The sequence below is a fragment of the Clostridioides sp. LIBA-7602 genome, from assembly GCF_056688945.1.
The window spans coordinates 1590644-1616811 of sequence record NZ_CP196991.1; the positions used below are offsets into that span (position 1 = coordinate 1590644).

22 protein-coding genes and 1 riboswitch are annotated in these 26168 nt (G+C 27.6%); of the genes, 17 read left to right on the top strand and 5 right to left on the bottom strand.

Features of this window, described 5'->3' with window-relative positions; genetic code table 11:
- Window positions 1-184 precede the first annotated feature (184 nt).
- Window positions 185-1459, top strand: coding sequence for a 4Fe-4S dicluster domain-containing protein (locus tag ACTG45_RS07645; RefSeq protein ID WP_479920105.1), 1275 nt, complete (start codon window positions 185-187; stop codon window positions 1457-1459).
- A gap of 55 nt (window positions 1460-1514) precedes the next feature.
- Here the strand turns inward: ACTG45_RS07645 and ACTG45_RS07650 are convergent, their stop codons facing one another.
- Window positions 1515-4562, bottom strand: a complete 3048-nt coding sequence (locus ACTG45_RS07650) for a serine hydrolase (protein WP_479920106.1) — start codon at window positions 4560-4562, stop codon at window positions 1515-1517.
- Between the two features lie 207 nt (window positions 4563-4769).
- Here ACTG45_RS07650 and ACTG45_RS07655 point away from each other — a divergent pair, with 207 nt between their 5' ends.
- Window positions 4770-5069 carry a rhodanese-like domain-containing protein gene (locus ACTG45_RS07655; RefSeq protein ID WP_479918521.1) on the top strand — a complete coding sequence of 100 codons (300 nt, stop codon included), beginning with the start codon at window positions 4770-4772 and terminating at the stop codon, window positions 5067-5069.
- 57 nt (window positions 5070-5126) lie between these two features.
- Here the strand turns inward: ACTG45_RS07655 and ACTG45_RS07660 are convergent, their stop codons facing one another.
- Window positions 5127-5696 (bottom strand): TetR/AcrR family transcriptional regulator, encoded by a 570-nt coding sequence (locus ACTG45_RS07660; RefSeq protein ID WP_479920107.1) that lies wholly within the window; start codon window positions 5694-5696, stop codon window positions 5127-5129.
- Window positions 5697-5892: 196 nt separating this feature from the next.
- Window positions 5893-8121, bottom strand: coding sequence for a YhgE/Pip domain-containing protein (locus tag ACTG45_RS07665; protein ID WP_202594856.1), 2229 nt, complete (start codon window positions 8119-8121; stop codon window positions 5893-5895).
- 291 nt (window positions 8122-8412) lie between these two features.
- Between ACTG45_RS07665 and ACTG45_RS07670 the strand changes: the two genes are divergently transcribed.
- From ACTG45_RS07670 to ACTG45_RS07730, 13 genes are all read left to right on the top strand, one after another.
- A complete protein-coding gene (locus ACTG45_RS07670; RefSeq protein WP_479920108.1) occupies window positions 8413-10188 on the top strand; it encodes an ABC transporter ATP-binding protein in 1776 nt (591 codons plus the stop codon).
- A 12-nt stretch (window positions 10189-10200) separates the two neighbouring features.
- Window positions 10201-12024 (top strand): ABC transporter ATP-binding protein, encoded by a 1824-nt coding sequence (locus tag ACTG45_RS07675; protein WP_479920109.1) that lies wholly within the window; start codon window positions 10201-10203, stop codon window positions 12022-12024.
- 117 nt (window positions 12025-12141) lie between these two features.
- On the top strand, window positions 12142-12687 hold the full coding sequence (locus tag ACTG45_RS07680; protein WP_107594844.1) for an NADH peroxidase: 546 nt from the start codon (window positions 12142-12144) through the stop codon (window positions 12685-12687).
- A 263-nt stretch (window positions 12688-12950) separates the two neighbouring features.
- The gene (locus ACTG45_RS07685) at window positions 12951-13559 is read left to right on the top strand and encodes a dienelactone hydrolase family protein (RefSeq protein WP_479920110.1); all 609 of its coding nucleotides are present in this window, start codon (window positions 12951-12953) and stop codon (window positions 13557-13559) included.
- Between the two features lie 344 nt (window positions 13560-13903).
- Window positions 13904-16813, top strand: a complete 2910-nt coding sequence (locus tag ACTG45_RS07690) for an EAL domain-containing protein (RefSeq protein WP_479920111.1) — start codon at window positions 13904-13906, stop codon at window positions 16811-16813.
- 310 nt (window positions 16814-17123) lie between these two features.
- Window positions 17124-17336 (top strand): FeoA family protein, encoded by a 213-nt coding sequence (locus ACTG45_RS07695; RefSeq protein WP_021384253.1) that lies wholly within the window; start codon window positions 17124-17126, stop codon window positions 17334-17336.
- 12 nt (window positions 17337-17348) lie between these two features.
- Window positions 17349-17570 carry a FeoA family protein gene (locus tag ACTG45_RS07700; protein WP_021384243.1) on the top strand — a complete coding sequence of 74 codons (222 nt, stop codon included), beginning with the start codon at window positions 17349-17351 and terminating at the stop codon, window positions 17568-17570.
- A 101-nt stretch (window positions 17571-17671) separates the two neighbouring features.
- Entirely contained in the window at window positions 17672-19828 is a 2157-nt protein-coding gene (gene feoB / locus ACTG45_RS07705) for a ferrous iron transport protein B (protein WP_021384245.1), read from the top strand.
- 25 nt (window positions 19829-19853) lie between these two features.
- On the top strand, window positions 19854-20006 hold the full coding sequence (locus tag ACTG45_RS07710; RefSeq protein ID WP_021384256.1) for a FeoB-associated Cys-rich membrane protein: 153 nt from the start codon (window positions 19854-19856) through the stop codon (window positions 20004-20006).
- A 180-nt stretch (window positions 20007-20186) separates the two neighbouring features.
- Window positions 20187-20897, top strand: a complete 711-nt coding sequence (locus ACTG45_RS07715; RefSeq protein ID WP_021384249.1) for an AIM24 family protein — start codon at window positions 20187-20189, stop codon at window positions 20895-20897.
- A gap of 84 nt (window positions 20898-20981) precedes the next feature.
- The gene (locus ACTG45_RS07720) at window positions 20982-21752 is read left to right on the top strand and encodes an ABC transporter permease (protein ID WP_044213199.1); all 771 of its coding nucleotides are present in this window, start codon (window positions 20982-20984) and stop codon (window positions 21750-21752) included.
- Complete coding sequence (locus tag ACTG45_RS07725) at window positions 21745-22476, top strand: ABC transporter ATP-binding protein (RefSeq protein ID WP_021384254.1); 732 nt, start codon at window positions 21745-21747, stop codon at window positions 22474-22476. The genes ACTG45_RS07720 and ACTG45_RS07725 overlap by 8 nt, the downstream gene beginning before the upstream one ends.
- A gap of 33 nt (window positions 22477-22509) precedes the next feature.
- A complete protein-coding gene (locus tag ACTG45_RS07730; RefSeq protein WP_479920286.1) occupies window positions 22510-23469 on the top strand; it encodes an NrtA/SsuA/CpmA family ABC transporter substrate-binding protein in 960 nt (319 codons plus the stop codon).
- Window positions 23470-23557: 88 nt separating this feature from the next.
- On the opposite strand, the gene ACTG45_RS07735 is transcribed toward ACTG45_RS07730, so the two are convergent.
- Window positions 23558-24154, bottom strand: a complete 597-nt coding sequence (locus ACTG45_RS07735; protein WP_021384242.1) for a DUF3793 family protein — start codon at window positions 24152-24154, stop codon at window positions 23558-23560.
- Window positions 24155-24399: 245 nt separating this feature from the next.
- Here ACTG45_RS07735 and ACTG45_RS07740 point away from each other — a divergent pair, with 245 nt between their 5' ends.
- The gene (locus tag ACTG45_RS07740) at window positions 24400-24999 is read left to right on the top strand and encodes a hypothetical protein (RefSeq protein ID WP_479918531.1); all 600 of its coding nucleotides are present in this window, start codon (window positions 24400-24402) and stop codon (window positions 24997-24999) included.
- Window positions 25000-25204: 205 nt separating this feature from the next.
- Here ACTG45_RS07740 and ACTG45_RS07745 read toward each other — a convergent pair whose 3' ends face one another.
- Window positions 25205-25534: a DUF4097 family beta strand repeat-containing protein gene (locus ACTG45_RS07745; RefSeq protein ID WP_479920287.1), complete on the bottom strand. Its 330-nt coding sequence runs from the start codon at window positions 25532-25534 to the stop codon at window positions 25205-25207.
- An 81-nt stretch (window positions 25535-25615) separates the two neighbouring features.
- Here ACTG45_RS07745 and ACTG45_RS07750 point away from each other — a divergent pair, with 81 nt between their 5' ends.
- Window positions 25616-25783, top strand: coding sequence for a hypothetical protein (locus tag ACTG45_RS07750; protein WP_479920112.1), 168 nt, complete (start codon window positions 25616-25618; stop codon window positions 25781-25783).
- Window positions 25784-25957: 174 nt separating this feature from the next.
- Window positions 25958-26064, top strand: a riboswitch (SAM riboswitch).
- The last annotated feature ends 104 nt before the right edge of the window (window positions 26065-26168 follow it).

Here is a 26168-nt window from a genome sequence, read left to right on the forward strand (position 1 = left end):
TGGTATAAACTATTATTATACTAAATAAACGATTTTTTATTTATATAAGAAATCTAATAAATAAATTACTAGAGGTATTTAACTATTTAGAAAGAATTGGTATTATATAAAGTAAGGGTTTAGATAAAGTATTTATAAATAAGTATAAATATTTGATTTTATTGGAAAACAAAAGAAAAAGAAGGTGATTACTATTTCTCATATAACTGCGAAGAACATGTATAAAAGTTTAGAGGAAAGAATAAACAAGTTTCCACAAGGTGCTCCACCATCAGATACATTATACAAAATACTAAATGTATTATATACAGAACAAGAAGCCAAATTAGTAGCTCAGCTTCCAATAAAGCCTTTTAGAGTAAAAACAGCAGCTAAAATCTGGAGTGTAAGTGAAAGTGAAGCATATAGAGTATTAGATAAACTTGCAAGTAAGGCTCTGATACTAGATATAGAAGATAATAAAGGAAAAAAATATATAATGCCTCCTCCAATGGCTGGCTTTTTTGAGTTTGCTATGATGAGAACAAGACATGATATAGACCAAAAACTTTTAGCAGAACTTTACTATCAATATATGAATGTAGAAGAAGATTTTATAAAAGATTTATTTTATTCAACGGAAACAAAGCTTGGAAGAGTGTATGTTCAAGAGGAAGTTTTAACTAATGATAATGAAGTTAGTATTTTAGATTATGAAAGAGCCACTCATATAATTGATACATCGACTCATATAGGTGTAAGTATGTGCTACTGTAGACATAGAATGCAACATGTTGGTAAGGCTTGTGATGCTCCTATGGATATATGTATGACATTTGACAACGTAGCAAATTCTTTAATAAATAATAAGTTTGCAAGACGTGTAGATAAAGTAGAATGTAAAGAGCTACTTCATCAAGCATATGAGCATAACTTAGTTCAATGTGGAGAAAATGTTAGAAAAGGAGTTACATTCATATGTAATTGTTGTGGCTGTTGTTGCGAGGCATTAGTAGCAGCTAAAAGATTTGGAAATCTTCATCCAGTACAGACTACTAGTTTTATACCAAATATAAACCATGAAAGTTGTGTAAAATGTGGTAAATGTATATCTGCATGTCCAATAGATGCAATAAGCAAGGTCAAGGAAAATGATAAAGAATATATACAAATTGATGAGGATAGATGCCTAGGTTGTGGAGTTTGCGTTAGAAATTGTCATAAAAATAGTATTATGCTATTAAAGAGAGATGAAAAGATAATAACTCCAGCAAACTCAGTACATAGAGCAGTTCTAATGGCAATTGAAAAAGGACAATTACAAAATCTAATTTTTGATAACAATGCATTAGCAAGTCATAGAGCTATGGGAGCTATACTATCAGCTATATTAAAACTTGAACCAGCTAAAAAAGTTTTAGCCAGCAAACAATTAAAGTCAGTATATTTGGATAAATTGTTAAGTATGAATGATAAATAGATAAAATAGGGCTATATTTAAGTAATATTACTTAAATATAGCCCATTTTAATATATTAAGCTATTTCTTTTATTTGTTTAAATGAATTCTCATTTCCATTTCCACCAATTTGTGTTACAGATTTAAATCTCATAGTTTTAAATAGTTCTTTTTGACTATAATCTAATAAATTTCCTACTAATATTACAGGAGACTTAGTTTTTCCAGCTAAAACTCCAACAGATAATCCATCTATTAAATCATCTTGTTTATTGATTCCGTTTTTAGCAACGTATAGGTTGTCTATCTTAGAATCTTTATAAAATTCTTTTATTACCTTTGCATTAGTTTCATTTCTAGTGCTACCTGATATTCTTTGTGGATTTTGAAGTTTACTTTCTATATTTTTAGAAACTGTGTATTCTCCACCAATTACATAAGACTTATCAATTTTTTTGTTTTTAAACAAGTTGTTTATTTCATCTATATTACTGTTTTCATTAGTAAGTATTATAGGCATATCATTTTGAGCTGATACAGCTCCAATGCTTACTGCATCGGCTAATCCTTTTTCACCATTAACTACTGAAATCTTTGAAATGTTACTAATATTATTCAATTCTTTGGCAATATTCATAGAAGTCTGATATCTATCATTTCCTGAAATTCTAGATACAGAAATATTATTTGATTTTATAGTATCTAGGGACTTTTCATTCACAGAAGCTTCTCCACCAACTACATATACATTTTTAACTTTTAATCTCTTCAATTCAGCTAAAGTTTTTTCGTTTATTTGAGAGCTTCCAGTTAATAATATAGGAGCATTTTTCTTATATGCAAGTGGTGTTGCAGCTAAAGCATCTGCAATTGCTGAGTCATTTATTAAAACTGCATTTTCAGCATTTTCCCAACCTGCTTGACTTATCTTAATAGAAGTTTCATATCTATCAGTTCCTGTCAATGTATTTGTATTTACCTCATCTTGATATGCAACTTCAAATCTAGCATTTGGACTTCCTGAGAAAACAATTACGCCTCCTTTTGGCAATCTAACTCTATTATTCTTTGTAACTAAAGAATAGTTTACAGGAATTCCTTTAGCATCATAAACAGCAAAAGATGAATTTTGAGGAAGATTAACTTCTATTTTTTTGTTTGCTATATCGTCACCAATCTTATACCATTTTGCATAGCCGTTAGATGCTAACTCGCATGTGAAAGATTTTTCTGATGGCAAATTAGTTATAGAATCTTCACTAATATATGTCTGTGTGGCAAAAGTTAAATACTCTGTACCATTTTCTTTATGAAGTTTAATATCAGCTAAGTCACGTCCCATTACACCAGGTATTTCTATAAATGCATTTGAGTTATTTTCATCTGCTATTTTAGTATTAGCTATATAACCAGGAGTTCCATCTGAAAGACCAAGAACTGCCTTTACAGAACCAAACATATAGTGCTGAGAAGTATATTTTTCATCTACTATATAGTAACCTTTATCATTTCTTTTCTTCCATGCTTCTTTTACGCTATCTGATATATTATTACTACTATCTACCTTTTGAGCTACATAATATAAACTTGCTGTTTGACCTAATCCTGGAACATCATCGTAAGAGCTCATATTTAAATATGTAAGGTTATTTTTTTCTTTTACAAATTTTAAACAACTATTACCTTTTTCAGAAACAAATCTATCTTGTCCTATATATACATACTTATCTTCAGGTCCATTTTCTAGATAAGGAGAAGATACTGTTAAAGTTCCATTATCATTAACATCAACTTTTATCATATTTGAAGACGCATAAAGACCACTATTTTCTTTTAAATAACTTGGCATTTTAACTTGTTGTGGTTTGCTGAATGTTTTATCAGGTTTTATTTCCTTAATCTTACCCTTTTCTTTTAATGCAGACAGTAACATTTCTTGTCCAATTATTTCATTAAGTTGACTACTTCCACCAGAAGAAACAACTGCAACTGCCATATTTTCATCTGGAAGCACTATAATATTACTGTGGAATAGTAAAGAGTCTCCACCTTTTGTAAGAGCCTTTAAGTTATATTGATTAAATGGATAAGTGTTTACGCAATCCCATCCTAAACCATATCCAAGTATAGAATCTTCTCCCTCAGGCCATAGACCATTTAAATATTCTTTATTTTCCATAGCTTTTATTGAAGAAGGTGAAAGAATACCATTTGATTTTTTCATAAATGTTTGTGCAAATGTACATAGATTTTCTGCACTTGAATATAAACCACCAGCACCTATGGTATTAAAATTATCTTGTGGTACAGCATCTTCAAAATAAGGTACATAGGCTTTTGCAAGTCTTGAACTATCAAAACTATCTTCTGGAGTTTTTGTATTTTGTAAATTAAGTGGACTGCTTATGTACTTGTCAATAAAATTAGTAAATGTCATACCAGATACTTTTTCTACTAAAATTTCAGCTAAAGTAAATCCATCATTACAATAAACAGAAAAAGCTCCTGGTTTAGCTTTTAATCTTTGTTTTTTTAATTCTTCTAGAAAACTATCGTGACCATAAGAATCATTATCTCCTAATAAAAGAGCATTTTTTAAAGTACTTCCCATTAATCCTGATGAGTGATTTAATAACATTCTTGGAGTGATTTCTTTGTATCTCTCATCAGCCATTTTAAATTCAGGTATATAATTTACAATAGGAGTATCTAATTTTACTTTTCCCTCTTCTACTAACTTCATAACAGCAGTAGTAGTAAACATCTTACTGATAGATGCAATATTATACATGTTATCCTTAGTTAAATTTTTATTATCCTGTCTACTGTAGACTCCACCATTACCAGAAATCTCAATTTTACCATTATCAATCAAAGCATATTGAGCATTTTCAATTCCATACTTAGATAATAAAGTTTTAATTTTCTCTTTAGCAAGAGCTTTAGTTTTTGGATAAGATTCTGAGTTTTTGCTATAATCATTTAGCTTTATGTCAGAACTTTGATATTTCTCCGAGTTATCTTTTACATTACTATCAGCAAAAGTAATATTTGGAGCAGCAGTAAATAACATACTCAATACTAATGTACTAGATAATAATTTAGAGAGCCTTTGCTTAAACATATTACACTACCTCTTTTCCCTTTTAATAATTTATAATTAGCATAACATTCTTAATTATTTTAATCAACAGATTATTAACAATAAAAAAAGCTTTTATTAAGTATATCTTTTATATAGCTGAGAAAAATATAAAAGAATATTTGTTGTTGTATGAAGAATAAAGGGTATAAGTAATATATACAAATAAAATGGAGGAATCTTAGACATATGTACAAGAATATAAATAAGAAACAACTTAAAGAAATGATGAAAAATGAAAAAGATATTTTATTATTAGATGTAAGAACTAAAGATGAATTTAGAGAATGTAAAATAGAAAATGCTATAAATATATCTTTACAAGAGCTAATTAATAACATAGATGAAATTTATGAATATAAGGATAAGAAAGTAGTGGTTTATTGTAGAAGTGGTCATAGAAGTGTTACTGCATGTAATTTATTGGCTGAGGAAGGATTTGAACATCTGTATAATTTAAACTCAGGAATAACTGATTATCTTAATTAAAGTATGTAAGTTATATTGAATACTGAATATATCCCTGTTTATTAAGCAGGGATATACTTATATGTTCATAAGGTAATTTAGGAAAGAACAAATTTTTTCTACTTTTTCAGTATTTGAAATATCTTCACGTAATAATATTCCTTGCTGACCATATACACAAAAGTATGCTGTGGTATCAGTGTCAGGAATATTAATTTCTCCTCGTAAATTAGCCAGTTGAAGCTGTTTTTTTACTATAGGAATAAGTTTTTCACATATTTTTAAAGATAATTGGTCATGAATTTTTTTACTCTTTTCTCCATGACATACTTTGTAGTAATGGTTATCATCAGTTTCTATATCAATAAATGTAGGTACTTCTTCAATAATTTGCTTTAATGTTTTATCTGTATTATCGATAATAGTAGACATTTTGTCCACTAGAGTCTGTGCATAGTAGTCTATAGCACTATCAAATAGGCTTTCTTTTGATGGAAAATAGCGATAACATAATCCTTGTGCAACATTCATATGTTTTGCAATATCAGTGATAGAGGTTTTCTCATATCCATTTTCATAAAATAATTTTATTGCAGTGTCTAGAATTTCTTGCTTACGTTCATTTGGTTCTTTAGTAATACGTGCCATATAGTATCCTCCTTATAATTTCAAATACATAATAACATAAGGAATTTTGAAAGTCAATGAATGAATATCAGTCATTTATATTATGTAATAAATTTTAGTTTTGAAGTTAAAAAAGGTAGTAACTGATAAGCTACTACCTTTAATGTAAGGTTGAAATTCTGTATTTAAAAATATATTTAGATACAAAATTGATTTTTTAATGACCAGTTAAATTACTATCACCAAATTTATCGTTAAATGGCTTTATAATTCTGTTTATAGGTCCTTTTAGAAGTACATTTAAACAAATAGACAGAATCATAAATAGCAATAGAACTAATATATCTTTAGTTAAATTTGGAGCATATATACCACCCACTGCTTCCCTTGTAGCACCTATTGCATAGGTAAATGGCATTATAGGATTTATTCTTTGGAAGAATGTAGGTGTAACTTGTATAGGGAATGTACCACCAGAAGAACCAATTTGAACGACTAATAGTACTATTGCAATTGCTTTTCCTACATTTCCAAATACAGAAACCAAAGAATAAACAATAAAGTTAAATACCATACTAGTAAACATAAGCAGAAGTATCAATAAAATTGGATGCTTTGCTGTTACTCCTAATAATAGTATGTCTCCAGTTCCAATTATGAAGCCTTGGATGAGAGCTATACTTAGAAAAGTAAGACCCCTTCCAAAATAAATTTCATATGGCTTATAGTTTCCATGTACAGATGTAGATAATAATGCTGAAAGAAGTAATATACCTACCCATGTAGAAAGAACACTATAAAATGGTGTCATTGCAGAACCATAATTTTCAATTGGATATAATTTTTCTGTTTTCACTTCAACAGGTTCCTTTAAGAAATTAGACTTTGTTAATATATCACTTTCAAGTAAGCTGACTAATTTTTTCATATCTTCACCATTACTAATCTTACTTAAATTATCAATCAAGTCATCCAACATTCCTTTTGCAAGAGGAAGTCTTTCTCTTATTAATGATATACTTTCCTGTGCATTTCCTGAAAGACTTAGAGAAGTAGTAAGTATTTCTTCAACCTTTGGAAGTTTTGCTTCTGCCTTATCTAAAACAGTAATTATATCATTTGCTACTTTTATACTATTTGAAAATATACTATTTATAGGTTTTGATATTTTTGAATCAAAATTATTTAAAATATTTAAATTAATTCTTCCAATACCATTTGATAAACTTAAAACATTATTTAATGCACTTATAGATGGTTGTTGCCCAGATATAACCTTGTTTTTAATGTCATTCAATGTTGATATAGAGGAATCTATTTTATTGTTAGAGTCTTCTAGGTTATCTATTACATCATCCAATCTATTATTTGATGTAAGCTGGTTTAATTTAGTTAAAAAGTCTTCTAATGTATCATTTAAAGATTGTAAATTAGAAAGCTTTTCTGATAAATTATCTATCAACTTAGGGACATCTTCACTTCCACTATTTACAGCATCAATTAAATTTAATGTAAGGGAAGAAGCCGAAGATGAAAGGTCAACCATTAAATTTAAATCAGATTTTATAAGAGGAGAAAGCTCATCTAAATTGTCATTTGTATCCTCTAAGAATTTCTTTAAATCATTTGATAACAGTTTTGTATCATTTAAAGTCTTTTTAATAGTAGGTAAATCTGATTTAATATCTTTAACTGTATCAGACAACTTTGAAGTAGCATCAGAGGCTAAATCGACAGTCTTATTTATATGGTCAAATCTCTTTTGAAGGTCGATAAGAGAACTTTCAACCTTTGTTAATTTTGGAAGACTGTGTTCAATTCCTGCACCAACTCCATTTGATATACCAAGAACGATTTCACTTACTGTTTTTACTATAGTCTGATTAACTTGTAACTGTATTGTAGAAGCACCTTTGTCAGTAATCTTTGGTGCAACTGCATTTATTTTTTCATTTACTGTATAAATAATTTCACCTTTTTTAACATCATCCGTAATTAATGATGTTAAATCTTTTGTAAAATTCTTTGGTATTTTAAGTGACGCATAATAAGTACCTTTTTTAACACCTTCAAGAGCGGTTTTTTCATCTACAAACTGCCAACCTAAACTTTTATTATCCTTAAGTTGTTCGATTAATTGGTCTCCTACATTAATCTTTTGACCTGCTATTTCATTTCCTTTATCTTCATTTGTTACTGCTACAAGCATATTAGCAGTACTTCCATAAGGGTCCCAAGATGCCTTTATATTGAACCAAGCGTACAAAGAAGGTAAAAAAGCAAGTCCTACAACTATTACAAGTACTGCGTAATTTCCACGTATATCTTTTAGGTCATTTTTAAAAATTTCTAATATATTTTTTAAACCATTTGAAGGTTTTAAATTCTTGATATTATTCCAGTTTAAAAATTCTTTTAAACTATTAGTTTTTTTCAAATGTCTCACCTCCTAAAATATTTTGATAGAGAAAAAGTTAGATTTATAATCAATTTTAAATTATATTACTTTTTACACAAATAGTAAAGTTAAAGTTTTGTCTTAATTTTAATACATATATATTATATATAATAGTATGCTATAAATATATATAAATATAGGAAATAAAAACAAATAATTTATAACGTGTATAGTATAAAAATTAATAATAAAACAAATATTTATAATTGATACAATCAATTAAATTAGCCATTATGATATACTTTTTATAATGAGAAAATTCTATGAAGGGATGATTAAATGAGGTATTTTAAAAAATACATAAAAAAATATATAGTATTATTTCTGACAGCAGTATTTTTTTTGACATTGGAAGCTTTTTGTGATTTAGCTCAACCAACTATAATGGCAAAAATAATAGATATAGGAGTTTCAAATAAGAACTTAGATTACATATTATCAACTGGAGCTTTAATGATAGGAATAACCTTTTTAGGGGCAATATTTTCAATAATAAGAAGTATAATCTCAGCAAGAGTTTCTCAGTGCTTTTCCTACGATTTGAGACAGGATGTATTTGAAAAGATAAATACATATTCATTAAAACAAATAGATAAATTTGGTAGAGCATCACTAATAACAAGAATCACTAATGATATTAACCAAATACAACAATTCGTTCATGGAATGATGAGGGTTTTTATAAAATCGCCAATCATGTGTATAGGAAGCTTAATTATAGCCATAAAATTAAATTTAAAGATGTCAATAATTATCTTAGTTGCAGTTTTAATTATATTTATTATAATATTACTCAATATGAAGATTGGATATAGACTATTTAAAAATGTACAGGAAAGTACAGATAAAATAAATTCAAAATTAAGACAGTTTTTAAGTGGAATAAAAGTAGTTAAATTATTTTGCAGATACAATTATGAGAGTAAACGTTTTGAAGAGTTAAATGAAGAGCTTTTTCAAAATAGTAGAAAAGCTACAACAATGATGTCGTTTTTTAGACCTACAATTACAATAATTATTAATATTTCCATAATAATAATATTATTAATTGGAAGACATTTAGTTTATTCAGGAGAAATTAAAATTGGAATTATAGTTGCTTATGTAAATTATATGACTAGAATATTAACCTCACTTATAATGATTTCACATGTTTTTAATGTTTTTGTTCGCGCAAAAGCTTCTTATGAAAGAGTAAGTGAAGTTTTGCTTGATGAGAATGAAGAAATAATTGAGAAAAATACCAGTTTAAATGTTGAAGAAAAGAATTTAAAATTTACAAGTGGTGATATAGTTTTTGAAAATGTTTATTTTTCATATAATAAAAATACAGATGAAAAAATATTAAAAAATGTATCTTTTAAAATAGAAGAAGGTCAAAATATTGGTATGATTGGTCAGACTGGTTCAGGAAAGACTTCTTTAATAAATTTAATTCAAAAATTATATATAGTTGACAAAGGAGATATTAAGATTGGAGGAAATAGTATATACAGTGTTTCTGAAGAAAGTTTAAGAGAAGGAATAGGTGTAGTATTTCAAAATAGTAGTGTATTTGGGAAAAGTATACTAGAAAATATAATTATGGGAAATAAGGCTATAAGTAGAGAAGATGTTATAAATTCATGTAAGATAGCAAATGCAAATCAATTTATAACAAAACTTGAAAATTCTTATGATGAAGTTTTATTTCAAAGGGGTAAAAACCTATCAGGAGGACAAAGACAAAGAATTACTATAGCTAGAGCTATAGCAAAAAAACCACAAATATTAATTCTTGATGATTGCTTTAGTGCAATGGATATTAATACAGAGACGACTATTAGAAAGAATATAAAAGATTATATAAATAATTTAAAAAACAAAGAAAATAAGAAATGTACCATCATAACTATTTCACAAAAGATTAGTTCTATAATTGACTGTGATAAAATTTTAGTCTTAGATGAGGGAGAGGTGGTTGGATTTGCTACACATGAAGATTTACTGGTTAGTTCTCCAATTTATAAAAAAATTTTTGAGTTGCAGAACTTAGCAAATGAAGATGTAAATTAAGGAGGAAGTATATTGAATTTAGGTACTGGAAATCAAAAGGTCAGTAGATTGAAGAAAAAAGAGAAGCCTAAAGATTTTAAGAAAACATTTAAAAGAATTTTTATGTACTTTAAAAAAGATAAAAAGATTACTAGATTAATTTTTTTGCTGGTAATAGTCGATTCAATTATATCAACTATAATACCATATACTCTTGGGAAAGTAGTTGACATAATAAATATTGATACTTATTCAAGGTCCATTTTCTTGAAAGGCATAATTATATTATTCTCATTTTATATAATTGAATTCTCAGTTAAACTGTCTAAGGGTATATGTACAGCTAGACTATCTCAAAGTATAGTTAAAGAGATGAGAAGTAATTTGTTTTTGAAATTTAAAAATCTACCAATAACCTTCTTTGATAAAAGTTCTACTGGAGATATTATGAGCAGGGTAACAAATGATGTTGATAATATTAGTACAGGAATCTCAAATTCATTAGTACAATTAATTACAGGAATTTTAAATATATTGATGACTTTCATTATGATGTTTATATTAAGTCCAATTTTGACCTTTTGTAGTATTATATTGATACCAATAGTAATGTTTCTAAGTAACTTTATAGCAAAGAGGACTAGAGTTCTATTTAAGCAACAACAAGTAGAGTTAGGGAAGTTAAATTCTCATATTGAAGAAATGGTATCGAATATAAATGTAGTAAAATCTTTTAACTATGAAAGAAAGTCTGTAGAGGATTTTAGAGAAGTCAATGATAGACTATTAAATATTTCACTCAAATCGCAAATTTATACATCCCTTTTAATGCCTATTATGAATGTAATTAGTAATATAGGATTTGCAACTATATGTATTATAGGTGGAGTTTTGGCATCTAAGGATATTATAACTATAGGAGTTATAGCTAGTTTTTTAAGTTATATAAGACAATTTACAAGACCTTTAAATGAATTGGCAAATCTATTTAATACATTACTTTCAGCAATAGCAGGATGCGAAAGAGTTTTTGAAATTATAGACGAAAAAGAGGAACAGGAAGCAAAGAGCGTATTTAAAAGTAAGTTTAATGACAATAAGAAGGATAATTTAAATTCTTCTTTTGTAAATGGAGAAATAGAATTTAAAAATGTAAGTTTTTCTTATAATTCAAAAAAGAAAGTTTTAGATAATATAAATTTAAGAATCAAAGCAGGCACATCAAATGCCATTATAGGAGAGACTGGTAGTGGGAAAACAACAATTATAAATCTAATTACAAATTTCTATCAAGTAGATAAAGGAAGTATATTTTTAGATGGTGAAGATATATATTCTATTAACAGAAACTATTTGAGGTCTTGTTTTGGAGTAGTTCCACAAGAAAGTTATATATTCAATGATACGGTCATGGAAAATATAAGGTATGGAAATCTAATGGCCACTGATGAAGAGGTTATATGTGCTAGCAAAATAGCAAATTCGCATAAATTTATAACGAAAATGCATGAAGGATATAATACTGTATTATCAGATAGGGGTGAGGATTTAAGTGAAGGTCAAAAACAATTAATAAGCATTGCCAGAGCAATATTAAAAAATGCACCTATACTCATTTTAGATGAAGCTACAAGCAATATAGATATAGCAACTGAAGCTAAGATTCAAGATGCAATAAATAGTTTAACTTTTGGGAAGACAAGTATAATTATAGCTCATAGATTAAGTACCATATCAAATTGTGATAATATAATAGTTTTAGAAAATGGTAGAATTATAGAATCTGGAAATCATAAAGAACTAATAGAATTAAAAGGACATTATTATAGAAACATACTGTTAACACAAGGGAAGTAAGTATTTAGAAAAAAACTTTAAAAAAATTGTTTAAAGGTATATGCCTCGGGTATATATAAACTAACTTGATAAATAAAAAATTTAATTTGATATATAAAATTTAGGAGGAAATTAATTATGAAAAAATTTGTTTGTACAGTATGTGGATATATACATGAAGGGGATGCTGCACCAGCACAATGTCCAGTATGTAAAGTTGGAGCTGATAAATTTGAAGAAATGAAAGGCGAAAAAAATTGGGCTGATGAGCATAGAATAGGTGTAGCTCAAGGTGTAGACGAAGAAGTAATTGAAGGATTAAGAGCTAACTTCGTTGGTGAATGTACAGAAGTAGGAATGTATTTAGCAATGAGTAGACAAGCTGACAGAGAAGGTTATCCAGAAGTAGGAGAAGCTTATAAGAGAATAGCTTTTGAAGAAGCTGAGCATGCTGCTAAATTTGCAGAACTTCTTGGAGAAGTTGTAGTTGCAGATACAAAAGAGAACTTAAGAGTTAGAGTTGACGCTGAGTATGGTGCAACTGATGGAAAACTAAAATTAGCTAAAAAAGCTAAAGAATTAGGCTTAGATGCTATACATGATACAGTACATGAAATGTGTAAAGACGAAGCTAGACATGGTAAAGCATTCTTAGGATTATTAAATAGATATTTTGGAAAATAAATTTAATATAAAATAGAGTTTAAGAGTATTTCATTTATAATTTTTAAAAATTATGAGTGAGATACTCTTTTTTATTCTTTATGCTTTATTTGTTGTTTCTAATGAGTATATTTTTAACCATAGAGCATAATTTTAAGAATTATTAAGTAAGTTTATAAAACAAGTAATTAGTTTAAAAGTAAAGTTAGATTTAGAAATAGCAAATTGACATACTAATAAGAATACATTAAACTGAGTGTAAAAATATTGATTATTTTATAAAGGTGGTGGATAATCTGATAAAGTATATACATAAAAGTGAGATAGCTATTATTGTGCTACATGAAATTTATGGAGTTAATAGCTTTATAGAAGATATTTGTCAAAAGTATTATCAATATGGGTTTGATGTATTTTGTCCTGAACTTTTAGGAGAAAAAAGAGTATTTCCATACTCAAAAGCCAATGAAGCATATGCTTTTTTTATAAATAATATCGGGTTTGACGTTTATAAGACAGTAGAAAGACTTATAAATGATTTAAAATCAGAATATAAATATGTACTTGTTGTAGGATATAGTGTGGGTGCAACTATTGCATGGAGATGTAGTGAAGATTCTCTTTGTGATGGTATAATTTGTTGTTATGGTTCTCGAATTAGAGATTATATGGATGTAATTCCGAAATGTCCTACTTTATTAGTATTTGCAAAATATGATTCATTCGATGTAGATTCTGTTTCTTGTCAACTTTCTGGAAAACAAAATATTCAAATCGAAATTTTAGAGGCAAATCATGGTTTTATTGATGTATACTCAAAACATTATTCTGATATTCAAACACAAGTATTTAGTATTAAAGAAAAAAGTTTTATAGCTAAATATTTAGAGTAGTATAACTTATTATAAAATATATAAAAATATTTAATTAATCTGAAAAGTTTTTTATGGCACTATTGATATTTAAAAATATTAGTAGTGCCATTATATTTTAGTGCTATTATGTTTTTGAGATATAGTTAATTAATCTAATTATAGTATTAATTATGTTTTTATGATTTTTAATGAGTTACTATAATGCGATACATTTAAACAGACAATAAGAAAATTAATTGTAGCTGAATAAGAATATTATATGAGAATATTGCAATTTGATATATTTACCAGTACAATAAAAGTAGTTACAACTGGTAAACTAAATAAATTAAAGCAAGTTGGCAAATTGGAGGTTTTTAAATATGAAATCATTTAAAAAGCACTTCTTGATACTTTCTTTGATATTTTTACTTATTATATCCTGCCTTGACAATGTTCAATGCTTTGCTGATGAGTCTGAAAATTCAAAAAAAATACGAGTTGGATATTGTGATAACTATGGAATTATATCTTCACCAAAAGACAATTCTTATACAGGGTATGGTTATGACTATTTAAAAGAAATTTCAAAATATACGGGATGGAAGTATGAATTTATAAAAGGGTCTTGGGAAGAATGTTTAGATAGATTAGAAAAAGGTGAAATAGATTTACTTGGACCTTTACAGAGTAATGATGAAAGAAATAAAATATTTAATTTTCCTAAAATAAGTTCGGGATATGAATATAGTGCACTATATACAAATGAAAGTAACTACAATATGTTTTATGAAGATATAAGTTCATTTAACGGTATGAGAGTGGCTGTGCTCAAAGGTAATTTTCATAATATTGCATTTGAAAAATATAGAGAAGAAAATAAATTTTCAGTGGAATATATATATTGTAATTCTATTGATGAGTTAATTGAGTCTGTAAATGAAAATAAAGCAGATGCTTTTGTTTGTGGAAGTATCGTAAATGCAAAAGGAATGAAAATAGTTAGTAAGTTTTCAATGGAACCTTTTTATTTTGCTACTACAAAAGAAAAAACTAACCTAGCAAAAGAATTAGATTATGCTTTAAAGGAATTAAAAATGAATAACATGTACTATGATATGGAATTATATAAAAAGTATTTTAAAAGAGATGTTACTAATTCCATAGCATTTACTCGTCAAGAAATTAATTTTATTAAAGCAAATCCAAAGCTTACTATGGTATACGATTCAGAGTGGTCTCCTGTTGAATATTATGATATGGTAAGTAATTCGTTTAAAGGTATAAGCTCTGACTTAATGTCAGTTATATCAAAAAAATGTGGTATAGAATTTGAATATATTAAAACAAAAAATTATAATGAGAGTCTTAATTATATAAAAAACGGAAAGGCAGATATGCTTTGTGGCTCAATTAATGAAAACAATAAAGAAAAACGATTCAATATGAAATTGACAAATCCGTACATAAATATTCCAATAGTTATGGTTGGAAAATTAGGAACTAATCTGAATAATGATTTAAATATTGCTTTAACGAGTAGCTATAAGTCTATTGATTCTTATATAGAAAAAAATTTTGAAAATTCTAAAACAACATCTTATAAGTCTACAGAAGATTCTTTAGATGCTATAGATGCAGGAAAAGCAAATTTAATGGTACTTAGTTCTTATCAGTTTGATGAACTTTTAAAGAAAGGAAAAGCCAATAATTTATCTATTATATCAGTTTTAGATACTAATTATGGAATGTGTATAGGAGTATCAAATAAAATTAATCCAATATTGATATCAATTTTAAATAAATCAATAGGTAAAATTACTGAAGAACAGTTAAATGATAGCATATATTCTAATACTATTAATAAGCCTTATAAGGTACCATTTAGTGTTATTTTTAAAGAGTACTCGGTACAAATTATTATGTGTATTTGTATTATATTTTTAATTGCCATCAAATATATAATTTATAATAAGAAAAAGAAAGAAGATTCTCTGAAAAAAATTGCATACATAGATTCATTAACAGGAGCAGATAGTATAGAGAAGTTTAAAATAAATGCAGATAAACTGTTTTCTAAAAATAATCCAGAATCATATGTGTTATTTTATATGGATGTTGATAAATTTAAATATATAAATGATATGTTTGGATTTGATATGGGAAATAATACTTTGATACATATATCAAATACTATTGCAAGTGAATTACATGAGGATGAAATCTTTGCAAGAGTTTCTGCTGACCATTTTGTTCTTCTCATTAGATATAAGACAGATGAAGATATTAAAGCAAGACTAAACAGTATTTATAACAAAGTTCAGATATTTAGTAATCCGAAAATAAATTACTATAAGTTGATTTTAGATTGTGGTATATACAAAATAAATAAAGATGATAGGGATATAAATACTATTATGGATAGAGCAAATACTGCTAGAAAGACTATAAAAGGTGGTCATAAAAATTCATTTGCTTTTTATAATGATGAAATGCATAATAAAATACTAAAAGAAAAAGAAATTGAAAATACAATGATAGATGCTCTTAATAATGGAGAATTTATTGTGTATTTTCAGCCTAAATATAGCCTTTTAGATTACCAAATCATAGGAGCTGAAGCACTTGTTCGTTGGAATAATCCAAAGAAAGGTTTAATACCACCAATAGAATTTATACCAGTATTTGAGAGAAATGGTTTTATTGTAAACATTGATTTTTATGTATTTGAAGAAGTGTGTAAAAAGATTAGAGAATGGATGGATGAAGGTCAAAAAGTGGTGCCTATATCTGTTAACTTATCTCGAATGCATTTTGTAAATAGTAACTTTGTTGAGAAGTTTAGATTAATTGTTGATAAATATAAGATACCAACAAATTTTATAGAATTAGAGCTAACAGAAACAGCAGTATTAAATAATATAGAAGGTTTGATTGATACAATGAATCATCTAAAAGAAAATGGGTTTATAATTTCTATGGATGACTTTGGAACAGGGTATTCTTCGCTTAATCTTCTAAAAGAATTGCCTGTTGACATATTAAAATTAGATAGAGCATTTTTTACAGAAAAAGATGAGAGCAATAATGAAAAAATTGTTATATCCAATGTCATTAGAATGGCAAAAGAACTAAAAATGAAGGTAATATCAGAAGGGGTAGAAACTATTTCACAATTAGACTTTTTAAAACAAATTGGATGTGATATGGTACAGGGATACCTATTTTCTAAACCAATGCCTATAAAAGAGTTTGAGAAAATAGTTTTTAAAAAAGAAGAAAATAATGTATAAGTGATGTGAAAACATATACACAATAAAGATGCTTTAATATAGTTAAATATACTATTTTGGAGCATCTTTATTTTTATATAGATTTTATCAATAGGATAACTCAAATGAGAAAAAAAATCAAAAGAATACAATAATCACTTGCAAAGTTTATACTATTGTGGTAGACTTAAATCAAAATTAGGAATTGTAAAAAGAAGGAAAAAATAGGTTATTATTTTAACTGATTAAAACTTAAGATAAAATATTGTAATTCATATATGAGATAACGATTGCTTGTAAATTTAAATTAGTTTAAGAGGAGGAATATTATATGATGCCATTGATACTATCAAATACAGGAGAAGAAGTAGTTATAAAGAAGATTTCAGGAAGTGACAAAACAAGAACTTTTTTAAATAGTATAGGTTTTGTAGTAGGTACAAACGTTAAAATAATTTCTAAGATAGATGGTAATTTAATAATAGATGTAAAAGATACTAGAGTTGCATTGGATAAAAAGATGGCAAGCAGAATAATAATATAGGGAGGTAACAACATGAACAGACTAAAGGATATTAAGTGTGGAGAGACTGTAAAAGTCAAAAAATTAGAGGGAGAAGGAGCCACACGAAGACGTATAATGGATATGGGAATTACTAGAGGTGTTGATGTATTTGTAAGAAAAGTAGCTCCTCTTGGAGACCCAATTGAAATAACAGTCAGAGATTATGAACTATCAATTCGTAAGTCAGATGCAGAAAAAATTATTGTGGAATAATAAAATTAATTAATTAGAATAGGGTTAGTGCAATTATATAATGAGAATGATTTTCTGTATCATAAATAGTTATGTACTTAATAATAATGGAGGGAATGGAAATGTCAATAAAAATAGGTCTCATAGGAAATCCTAACTGTGGTAAGACAACAATGTTCAATGGGCTTACAGGTTCATCGCAATATGTTGGTAACTGGCCAGGAGTAACAGTTGAAAAAAAAGGTGGAAAATTAAAAGGAAATAAAGATGTGGAAATAGTAGATTTACCAGGTATTTATTCTTTATCTCCATATACATTAGAAGAAGTAGTTACACGTAATTTTATGTTGGATGATAAACCAGATGCAGTAATAAATATTGTAGACGCATCAAATATAGAGAGAAATTTATATCTTACAACTCAAGTTTTAGAATTGGGTATACCTACTGTTATAGCTCTTAATATGATGGATATTGTTAATAAGAATGGTGATAAGATAAATATTAAAAAGTTATCTGAGGTTATAGGTTGCCCAGTGGTAGAAGTAACAGCAGTTAAAGGTCAAGGAATAATGGAAGCTGCTGAAAAGGCAATTGAACTTGCAAGTAGCAACAATAAATTAGATTTTAAATTGCCTTTTGTTGACGAAAGTAAGGAAGCAATAGAAAAAATAGAAAAAATAATAGAAGAAAAGACTCCGTACATAGATATGGAAACACGTTGGTTAGCTATAAAGTTATTTGAAAGAGATGAAAATGTTATACAAAAACTTGATATCTCTAAAACAATATTGAATAACATAGAAGAAATAACTAGAAATTGTGAAGATGAATTGGATGATGATAGTGAAAGTATAATAACAGCAAATCGTTATGAATTTATTAGCTCAATAATTTCAAGTATAATAAAGAAGAATAGAAAAGGCAAGGAAACTGTATCAGACAAGATAGATAAGATTGTAACAAACCGAATACTAGCATTACCTATTTTTGCACTTATAATGTGGGGAGTTTACTATATAGCAGTGAGTTCGTTGGGCGCTATAGCAACTGATTGGACTAATGATGTACTGTTTGGAGAAATTATTCAAGGGAATGTAAGTAACTTTTTGGTTTCTTTAAATGTAGCGGATTGGTTACAAGGGCTTGTAGTTGATGGTCTAATTGGTGGAGTTGGAGCTGTATTAGGATTTGTTCCACAAATCATGCTTTTATTCTTACTATTATCAATACTAGAAGATTGTGGATATATGTCACGTGTAGCCTTTATAATGGATAGAATTTTCCGTAAGTTTGGTCTTTCAGGAAAATCATTTATACCAATGCTTATAAGTTCTGGTTGTGGAGTTCCAGGAGTTATGTCAACTCGTACTATAGAGAATGATAGAGATAGAAAAATGACTATTATGTTAACTACATTTATTCCATGTGGGGCTAAGATTCCAATAATAGCATTATTTGCAGGAGCATTGTTTGGAGGTGCTTCATGGGTAGCACCATCAATGTATTTCTTAGGGATTGTAATGATAATCATTTGTGGAATAATATTAAAGAGAACTAGTTTATTTGCAGGAGAGCCATCTCCATTTGTTATGGAATTACCTCAATATCATGTTCCAAGTGCAAAAGGTGTTTTGATACACATGTGGGATAGAGGAAAAGCATTTATAATCAAAGCAGGTACAATTATATTTATAGCTTGTGGAGTAATTTGGTTCTTACAATCATTTAACTGGTCATTACAGATGGTAGATGCTGGTGACAGTATATTAGCTAGTTTAGGAAATATAGTTGCACCAATATTTGCACCTCTTGGATTTGGAAACTGGCAATCATCAGTAGCAACAGTTACAGGACTAGTGGCTAAGGAAAATGTAGTTGGAACATTTGGAGTTTTATTTGGTATATCAGATGCAACAGAGCAAGACCCAGCACTTCTTGGTTCAGTTGCAAGTATGTTTACAGTAGCTAGTGCGTTTGCATTTATGACATTCAACATGCTTTGTGCACCTTGTTTTGCAGCTATTGGAGCCATAAAAAGAGAAATGGGTTCATGGAAATGGACATGGATTACATTAGGATTCCAAACTTTAACAGCATATATAGTTGCTCTTCTTGTCAATCAAGTTGGAAGTTTAGTTTTAGGTACTGGAGGAAGTATTGCTGGGGCAATAATATCTATAGTTATAGCAGTAGCTGTAGTATTGGCAGTTTTAACTTATTCAAATAGAAATATGAAAAAAGAAAAAATTGGTAAATTAAGTTATATGAAAAATTAATTCATATAAATAAGGAGTGGTAAATATGGCTACATTTATTATAGCGGCTATTGTGGTAGTATTAATGGCATTAGCTGTAATGCATATGGTTAAAAATTCAAAAAAGAATGGTAGCAGTTGTGGATGTGGTTGTTCTGGATGCTCAAGCAGCAAGAGCTGTAATAGCACTAAGAGATAGATAAAATAAGAACCTGATAAAAAGTATAAATTACTTTGTTATCAGGTTCTTATTTTTTATATAAATAATAAATTTCATGTTTGAGGTAGGTTAGACTATGTTGTAATTTTAATGTATAATTATAGACAAATATATGATTAGGAGGTATTATTGCTAAACAAGGCAATATAAATGTATATTATGTTTAAATTTGACGTGACAAATGAACTTATGTGTATAGCAAGGGGAAGTGGCAAATTTTTTGCAAAAAAAGGTGCTATGGTAGCCTTTAAGGGAAATTTTAATTTTGAAAAATTGTTATTAGGTCCCAACAATGGTGGTGGTTTAGGAAGAGCACTGTTAGGGCATGTTCAAAGGTCATTGACAGGAGAACAAATGCCAATAATGGTTGTTGAAGGTGAAGGGGAAATTTACCTAGCTCAAAATGCTTATCATGTAGATGTAATATCGATTGACCCAGGTGATTCAATTTATGTTGAGAGTGAAAATTTATTGGCATTTTCTGAACAATTAAATTATAGTGTAAAACTAATTGGTTCAGGAGTACTATCTCAAAAAGGCCTTTTTACTACACATTTAATAAATAAAACCGGTCAAAATCAAGATGTTGCTATAATAACAGATGGGAATCCTCTAATACTTGAAGGTCCTTGTTGTGTTGACCCAGATGCATTAGTAGCTTGGACTGGAAGAGAACCATATCCAAAGGTAGCAAAATTATCATGGAAGACTTTTATTGGTCAGACTTCGGGGGAATCTTATCATATGGAATTTGTTGAACCTGGACAAATAGTTATTATACAGCCATCTGAAAGATTGTCTGGCTTGAAAACAGATTCTACACCTTCTGATAGAATGAATTCAGGTGGGTTAAGAATTGGTATAGATTAGATTTTATAGTGTAGCTTAATCATTCTTTAGGATTTTAAAAAATAAAAAGGGTAGCAGGGATAGATATATTAAAAGGAGTTTTATATGATTGAGAAAATTCATAAAAAGTTCAAAGGATATTATATTTTTTTAATAATTTTAATTTTATGGAAGATTGTATGTATTCTGGGGATATGGAGTAGTTATATCTTGCCTCCTCCTGAAAGAGTTTTAGATACTTTCATAAAAATGATATATGATGGTTCTATTTTCTTAAATGCTTATGCCAGTATAAAAAGAATATTGGTAGGTTTTTTAATAAGTTCACTGATAGCGATACCACTTGGAGTTGTATTTGGAGTAAATAAAAAAATGTATGAATATTTCAAACCACTTTTTGAATTTATGCGAAGTACACCTCCACTAGCTTTAGTTCCAATGCTGATTTTATGGTTTGGTATAGGTGAAGAATCCAAAATTATAATTATCATTTTAGCATCCTTTTTCCCAATATTTTTAAATACATTGAAAGGCATAAAAAATTGCGATAACAAATTAATAGAAGTGGGTAAATCTTTTAATTTATCTAAGAAGAGAATTTTTTATAAAATAATAATTCCTAATTCTATGTTAGATATTGTTGTTGGACTTAGTTTAGGTCTTGGATATAGTTTTAGAGCTATAATTGGAGCAGAGCTTATTGCAGCTTCTTCAGGTCTAGGATATTTGATTTCTGATGGAAAAGATATGTCACGAACTGATGTTGTATTGGTAGGTATTTTTGTTATTGGATTTTTAGGTATACTTTCAGATTATTTATTTTCAAAGGCGATAATAAAGTTTAGCAAAGGGAAGCAGGTTGATTTAAATGGTTAGAAATGGATTTTTACTAGAGAATATACATAAAAAATATTTAGTTGATAATAAAGAACACTTAGTTCTTGATGATGTATCGTTAAATATATCTAGTGAAGAAATAACTGTTATATTAGGTGAAAGTGGATGTGGTAAGACTACTTTACTTAGAATTTTAGCAGGTCTTGAAAATGCGACTAGTGGAAATATATATTTTTATAGTAATGATAAAAAGTGCATTCCAAAAGTGGGAGTGGTATTTCAAGAAAGTAGACTTATGCCATGGTTGAATGTGAGTGAAAATATACTTTTACATACTGAAAAAAAGAATAGAAATAAAGTTGATTTGGACAAATATTTAAAAATGATGAAGCTTGAAAAATTTAAAAACTCATATCCAAATGAATTATCAGGAGGTATGGCTCATAGAGTAAGTATAGCAAGAGCTCTTTCCTTCAATCCAGATATTTTACTTATGGACGAGCCATTTGCGGCACTAGATTACTTTACAAGAAGAAAAATGCAGAAAGAAGTTATAAATATCCATGAAAATACTAAAAAAGGCGTAGTATTTGTAACTCACAATATCGAAGAAGCTATGGAAATAGCAAAGAAAATAATTGTTTTTAGTAAAAATAAAGGGATTAAACAGTTTAGTGTCGAAGATGAATATAATAGAGATTTAACTAAAAGCTATTATATAAGCTTAAAAAAAGAAATATTAAGGGAATTGGGGGAGTTTTAATTGATTAAAAGAAATAAAAAAATTTTAGCAGTAATGACATCTTTAGTAATGGTGTTGGTTGGTACTGTAGGATGCTCAACAAAAGATGAGGACAAAGATGCACCTGCAAAAAAAGAAGCTAGTTTACCAAAGGAAATAAATCTGACTTATGTAAAATCACCACTTAATGTTCCTAGTATACTGGAAAAAAAGGATGACTTATTTGGAAAAGAATTTAAAAAGGACAATATAAAAGTTAATTTTCATGAATTAACAACAGGACCAGAGCAAACTCAGGCACTAGCTGCAGGGGAGATAGACTTTTTACATGCTTTAGGTGGAACATCTGCAATAATAGCTGCTTCAAATGATGTTGGTCTTAAAATTACAAATATTTATAGTAGATCACCAAAAGGATATATGCTTATAACTAATAACGAAAATATTAAATCTATAAAGGATTTAAAAGGCAAAAAAATAGTAGGGCCAAAGGGAACTATACTTCATCAATTATTAATTGCTGCACTTGCTAAGGAAGGTTACACTATAGACGATGTTGAATATGTAAATATGGATATTCCTGGTGCTGCTTCTGCATTAGAAAGTAAAAGTGCTGATGTAGCTATGCTTGCAGGTCCAACTGCATTAAAAACAATAAATTCAGGTGCTAAGATGATTGTAAATGGAGAAGGATTAGTTAGTGGAATAATAGTTACTGCTGTAAGTGATGATTTTGCTGAAAAATATCCTGAACTAGTAAAAAGATTTATGAAAGTTCATGAAGATACTTTAAAATATATGGATGAAAATAAGGACAAAGTAATGGATGTTGTATCTAAAGAAGTTGGATTATCTTTAGATGAAACAAAAGAAATGTATTCTTGGTATGATTTTAGTTCTAAAATAACAGATAAAGATATAAAAGAGTTAGAAGATACACAAGAATTCTTGATGTCTAATGGAATGCAAGAAAAGAAAATAAATATTAAAGATATGTTGTACAATCAAAATTAGAATATTGAAGTAAAAAATACACCCTTATTTATTATGGAAACAGCATAGTAAAAGGGTGTATTTTTTATTGTCATATATAAAAACACAATTAAAAACAACTTACTATTTTATCTACACTTATGTAGTCTAGTAATTTTCTCATTTTCTTACGATGAAGTAAAAATTTAGAATACGTGTCTTCTGATTGTTTTGTATCTCCATAAACTTTCCAATATTTAATCATAGAAACTTCATAATTACTATATCCCATAAAGCCAATTACATCTTTAAGAGGATATCCTAAAAAAATTCCTATTTCATCAGGGAAAGTGTCACCATTAAGTTTATTTACTAAATGCTCCAAATAAGCATTGACATTCGTATTTTGTTTATATCCTAGAAATTTTAAAAAATTTACTGTTTTTTTACATTTTAATCTTTCTGATAATGCATTTTTGTTTACAAATAAGATTTTTAATCCTTTTTTCTTTTTATCAATAACTATAAAATCTATTTTTTTACATTTATATAGATATTTGTAAATGTCACTAATCTTTTCCTCTCTATTTACATCAGTAAATGAAATATTTATTATTTCAGCAGGTTTAGAACCTAAAAAAACTGGACCTAAAACTTCTAAAAGCCATTTTATATATGATGATTCAATTTTATTTTTACAACAAAATTGTGAATTACAACAAGACATAAAAGATAACCTCCTTCAAATGAAAATTAATATCAATTAATTAAATTATACTATGAATGATAATCAATATCAACAATAAAATTATATTTTTTTCATTTAGTTGCTTATTTATTATAATTTCCAAAAAAATAAATTATAACTTGTTTAATTTTAGTAAATAAAAAATAAAAATATAGAAATACTAAATTAAGAAAGAAATATATTAAATTTTTTTGTAATACAAAACATCTAGGAGGATAATAAAAATGAAATTAAAAAGAACTTTATTTGTAGGACTAGCGTTAGTATTAGCTATAGGAATGACTGCATGTACTAAAAAAACAGAAGAACCAAGTGAGAATGCAGGAAAAAATCCCAATGAATCAGTAAATAACAATGAAGGTTATATGAATTATTATTCAACAAGTTATAACGATTATATAGCAGGTTTAAATAGATACTCTATTTATGATACTCCAGAAAGCATAAACAATCAGTTTAAGGATAAAGAATATCCAGGAAATGAAAAATACTTAAATGATGTAAAGGCTGCATATAAAGATAGTAGAGATAAAATACAATCATTTGTAACATCTCTTAAAAAAGATGGTAAAACAGAAGATACAGAATTAAAGAAAATGAATGATGAATTAATAACTGAAGGTGAAAGATTAGTAAAAGATATAGATGAAAGAATAAAAAAATTAGACAATGTATCTGATGAAGATATGAAAAAAGGTCAAAATGACTTTATGAAACTAGTTCATGGAACAGAAGATGTTGGGAATGATATAGGTAGTGGTTTTAGAAAAATGATAAAAGATATGAATGATAGACTAGGAATAACAGGAAATAATAAAAAATAATATAACAAATACCTAATTATAAAATGAAAAAGTTTTAAAACATATAGAAGCCCTGAAGATATTATCTTTCTTGGGCTTCGTATTTTTTTATATCAAAATCCAATACAATAATTAAGTCGAATATCTTAATTCCTCAATAATATTAGCAAATTGGTATGATATCTAAGAAGACATTGATATTTTTCATCATAAAATATAAGCACTATCATTTTGTAACCTTAATATTTCCAATCTTGCTTTCAACATTAATTTCTATATTAGGATGACTACGAATTCTACATTTTGCTGTCTTTTTCTCAATAATAATATATTTTTGAAAATTGATTGGAATTAAGCTATTTTTTGTTTTTGCTATAAATTCTAACTCTAAATCTTTAGGAAGTATAATATTAATCTTGTCATTTTTATTAAAGAATGAAAGATTATTAATTACTTTAGTATATTCGATATTTAAATTACCAGAATTATTGGATTTATAATTTCCTGAACCAACAGCAGATTTTATATCCACATTCCCACTAGTGGAAGTATATATAACATTTCCATATAGTTTGTCACAAGTGACATTGCCACTGAACGTTTAAAAGAATTTTTACTGGCAAGAGGGTTAAAAGTTTTGTCTAATCGTGGTTATATAGATATGCATATACCAAAATATACTCTGAATTGGGGAGCTGAGTATTTGTTGTCTTTTGCAAAAAATACTACAATAATAGAATATGTGCAACTTAAATCTTTAATAAAGTCTAAGGTGTTAGAGTTATGTAATCATCATTGCCTTTAAGTCATTTGAAAATACAGGGGTTTGTAAGCTATAAAATCAATAAAAAATAGATATTTATTTTTCACTAAAAGTAATAAAAAATAAGAAATTTAAATAAATTCATTGACAAATATTATTAATGAATATATCATATATAACATAGCAACAAATGATAATCAAATTAAATTAAATAACGTCTTATCAAGAGTGGTGGAGGGACTGGCCCTTTGAAACCCGGCAACCAGTATATTTTATATACATTGGTGCTAAATCCTGCAACTAATATAGTTGATAGATGAGTATAAATAGCTTTCTAAGCCTGAGTTTATACTCAGGCTTTTATTTTGTTAGATACAAATTAAAAGACATAAGCTAGGATAAACATAAAAACTGAGCAGAATATATG

Bases quoted from the DNA above. Each gene is read 5' to 3' on its own strand.
- ACTG45_RS07655 (WP_479918521.1), top strand. From the start codon at position 4,770: ATGTACAAGAATATAAATAAGAAACAACTTAAAGAAATGATGAAAAAT.
- ACTG45_RS07720 (WP_044213199.1), top strand. From the start codon at position 20,982: ATGATTGAGAAAATTCATAAAAAGTTCAAAGGATATTATATTTTTTTA.
- ACTG45_RS07700 (WP_021384243.1), top strand. From the start codon at position 17,349: ATGAACAGACTAAAGGATATTAAGTGTGGAGAGACTGTAAAAGTCAAA.
- ACTG45_RS07680 (WP_107594844.1), top strand. From the start codon at position 12,142: ATGAAAAAATTTGTTTGTACAGTATGTGGATATATACATGAAGGGGAT.
- ACTG45_RS07715 (WP_021384249.1), top strand. From the start codon at position 20,187: ATGTTTAAATTTGACGTGACAAATGAACTTATGTGTATAGCAAGGGGA.
- ACTG45_RS07695 (WP_021384253.1), top strand. From the start codon at position 17,124: ATGATGCCATTGATACTATCAAATACAGGAGAAGAAGTAGTTATAAAG.
- ACTG45_RS07735 (WP_021384242.1), bottom strand. From the start codon at position 24,154: ATGTCTTGTTGTAATTCACAATTTTGTTGTAAAAATAAAATTGAATCA.
- ACTG45_RS07740 (WP_479918531.1), top strand. From the start codon at position 24,400: ATGAAATTAAAAAGAACTTTATTTGTAGGACTAGCGTTAGTATTAGCT.
- ACTG45_RS07725 (WP_021384254.1), top strand. From the start codon at position 21,745: ATGGTTAGAAATGGATTTTTACTAGAGAATATACATAAAAAATATTTA.
- ACTG45_RS07650 (WP_479920106.1), bottom strand. From the start codon at position 4,562: ATGTTTAAGCAAAGGCTCTCTAAATTATTATCTAGTACATTAGTATTG.
- ACTG45_RS07660 (WP_479920107.1), bottom strand. From the start codon at position 5,696: ATGGCACGTATTACTAAAGAACCAAATGAACGTAAGCAAGAAATTCTA.
- ACTG45_RS07730 (WP_479920286.1), top strand. From the start codon at position 22,510: ATGACATCTTTAGTAATGGTGTTGGTTGGTACTGTAGGATGCTCAACA.
- ACTG45_RS07690 (WP_479920111.1), top strand. From the start codon at position 13,904: ATGAAATCATTTAAAAAGCACTTCTTGATACTTTCTTTGATATTTTTA.
- ACTG45_RS07710 (WP_021384256.1), top strand. From the start codon at position 19,854: ATGGCTACATTTATTATAGCGGCTATTGTGGTAGTATTAATGGCATTA.
- feoB (WP_021384245.1), top strand. From the start codon at position 17,672: ATGTCAATAAAAATAGGTCTCATAGGAAATCCTAACTGTGGTAAGACA.
- ACTG45_RS07670 (WP_479920108.1), top strand. From the start codon at position 8,413: ATGAGGTATTTTAAAAAATACATAAAAAAATATATAGTATTATTTCTG.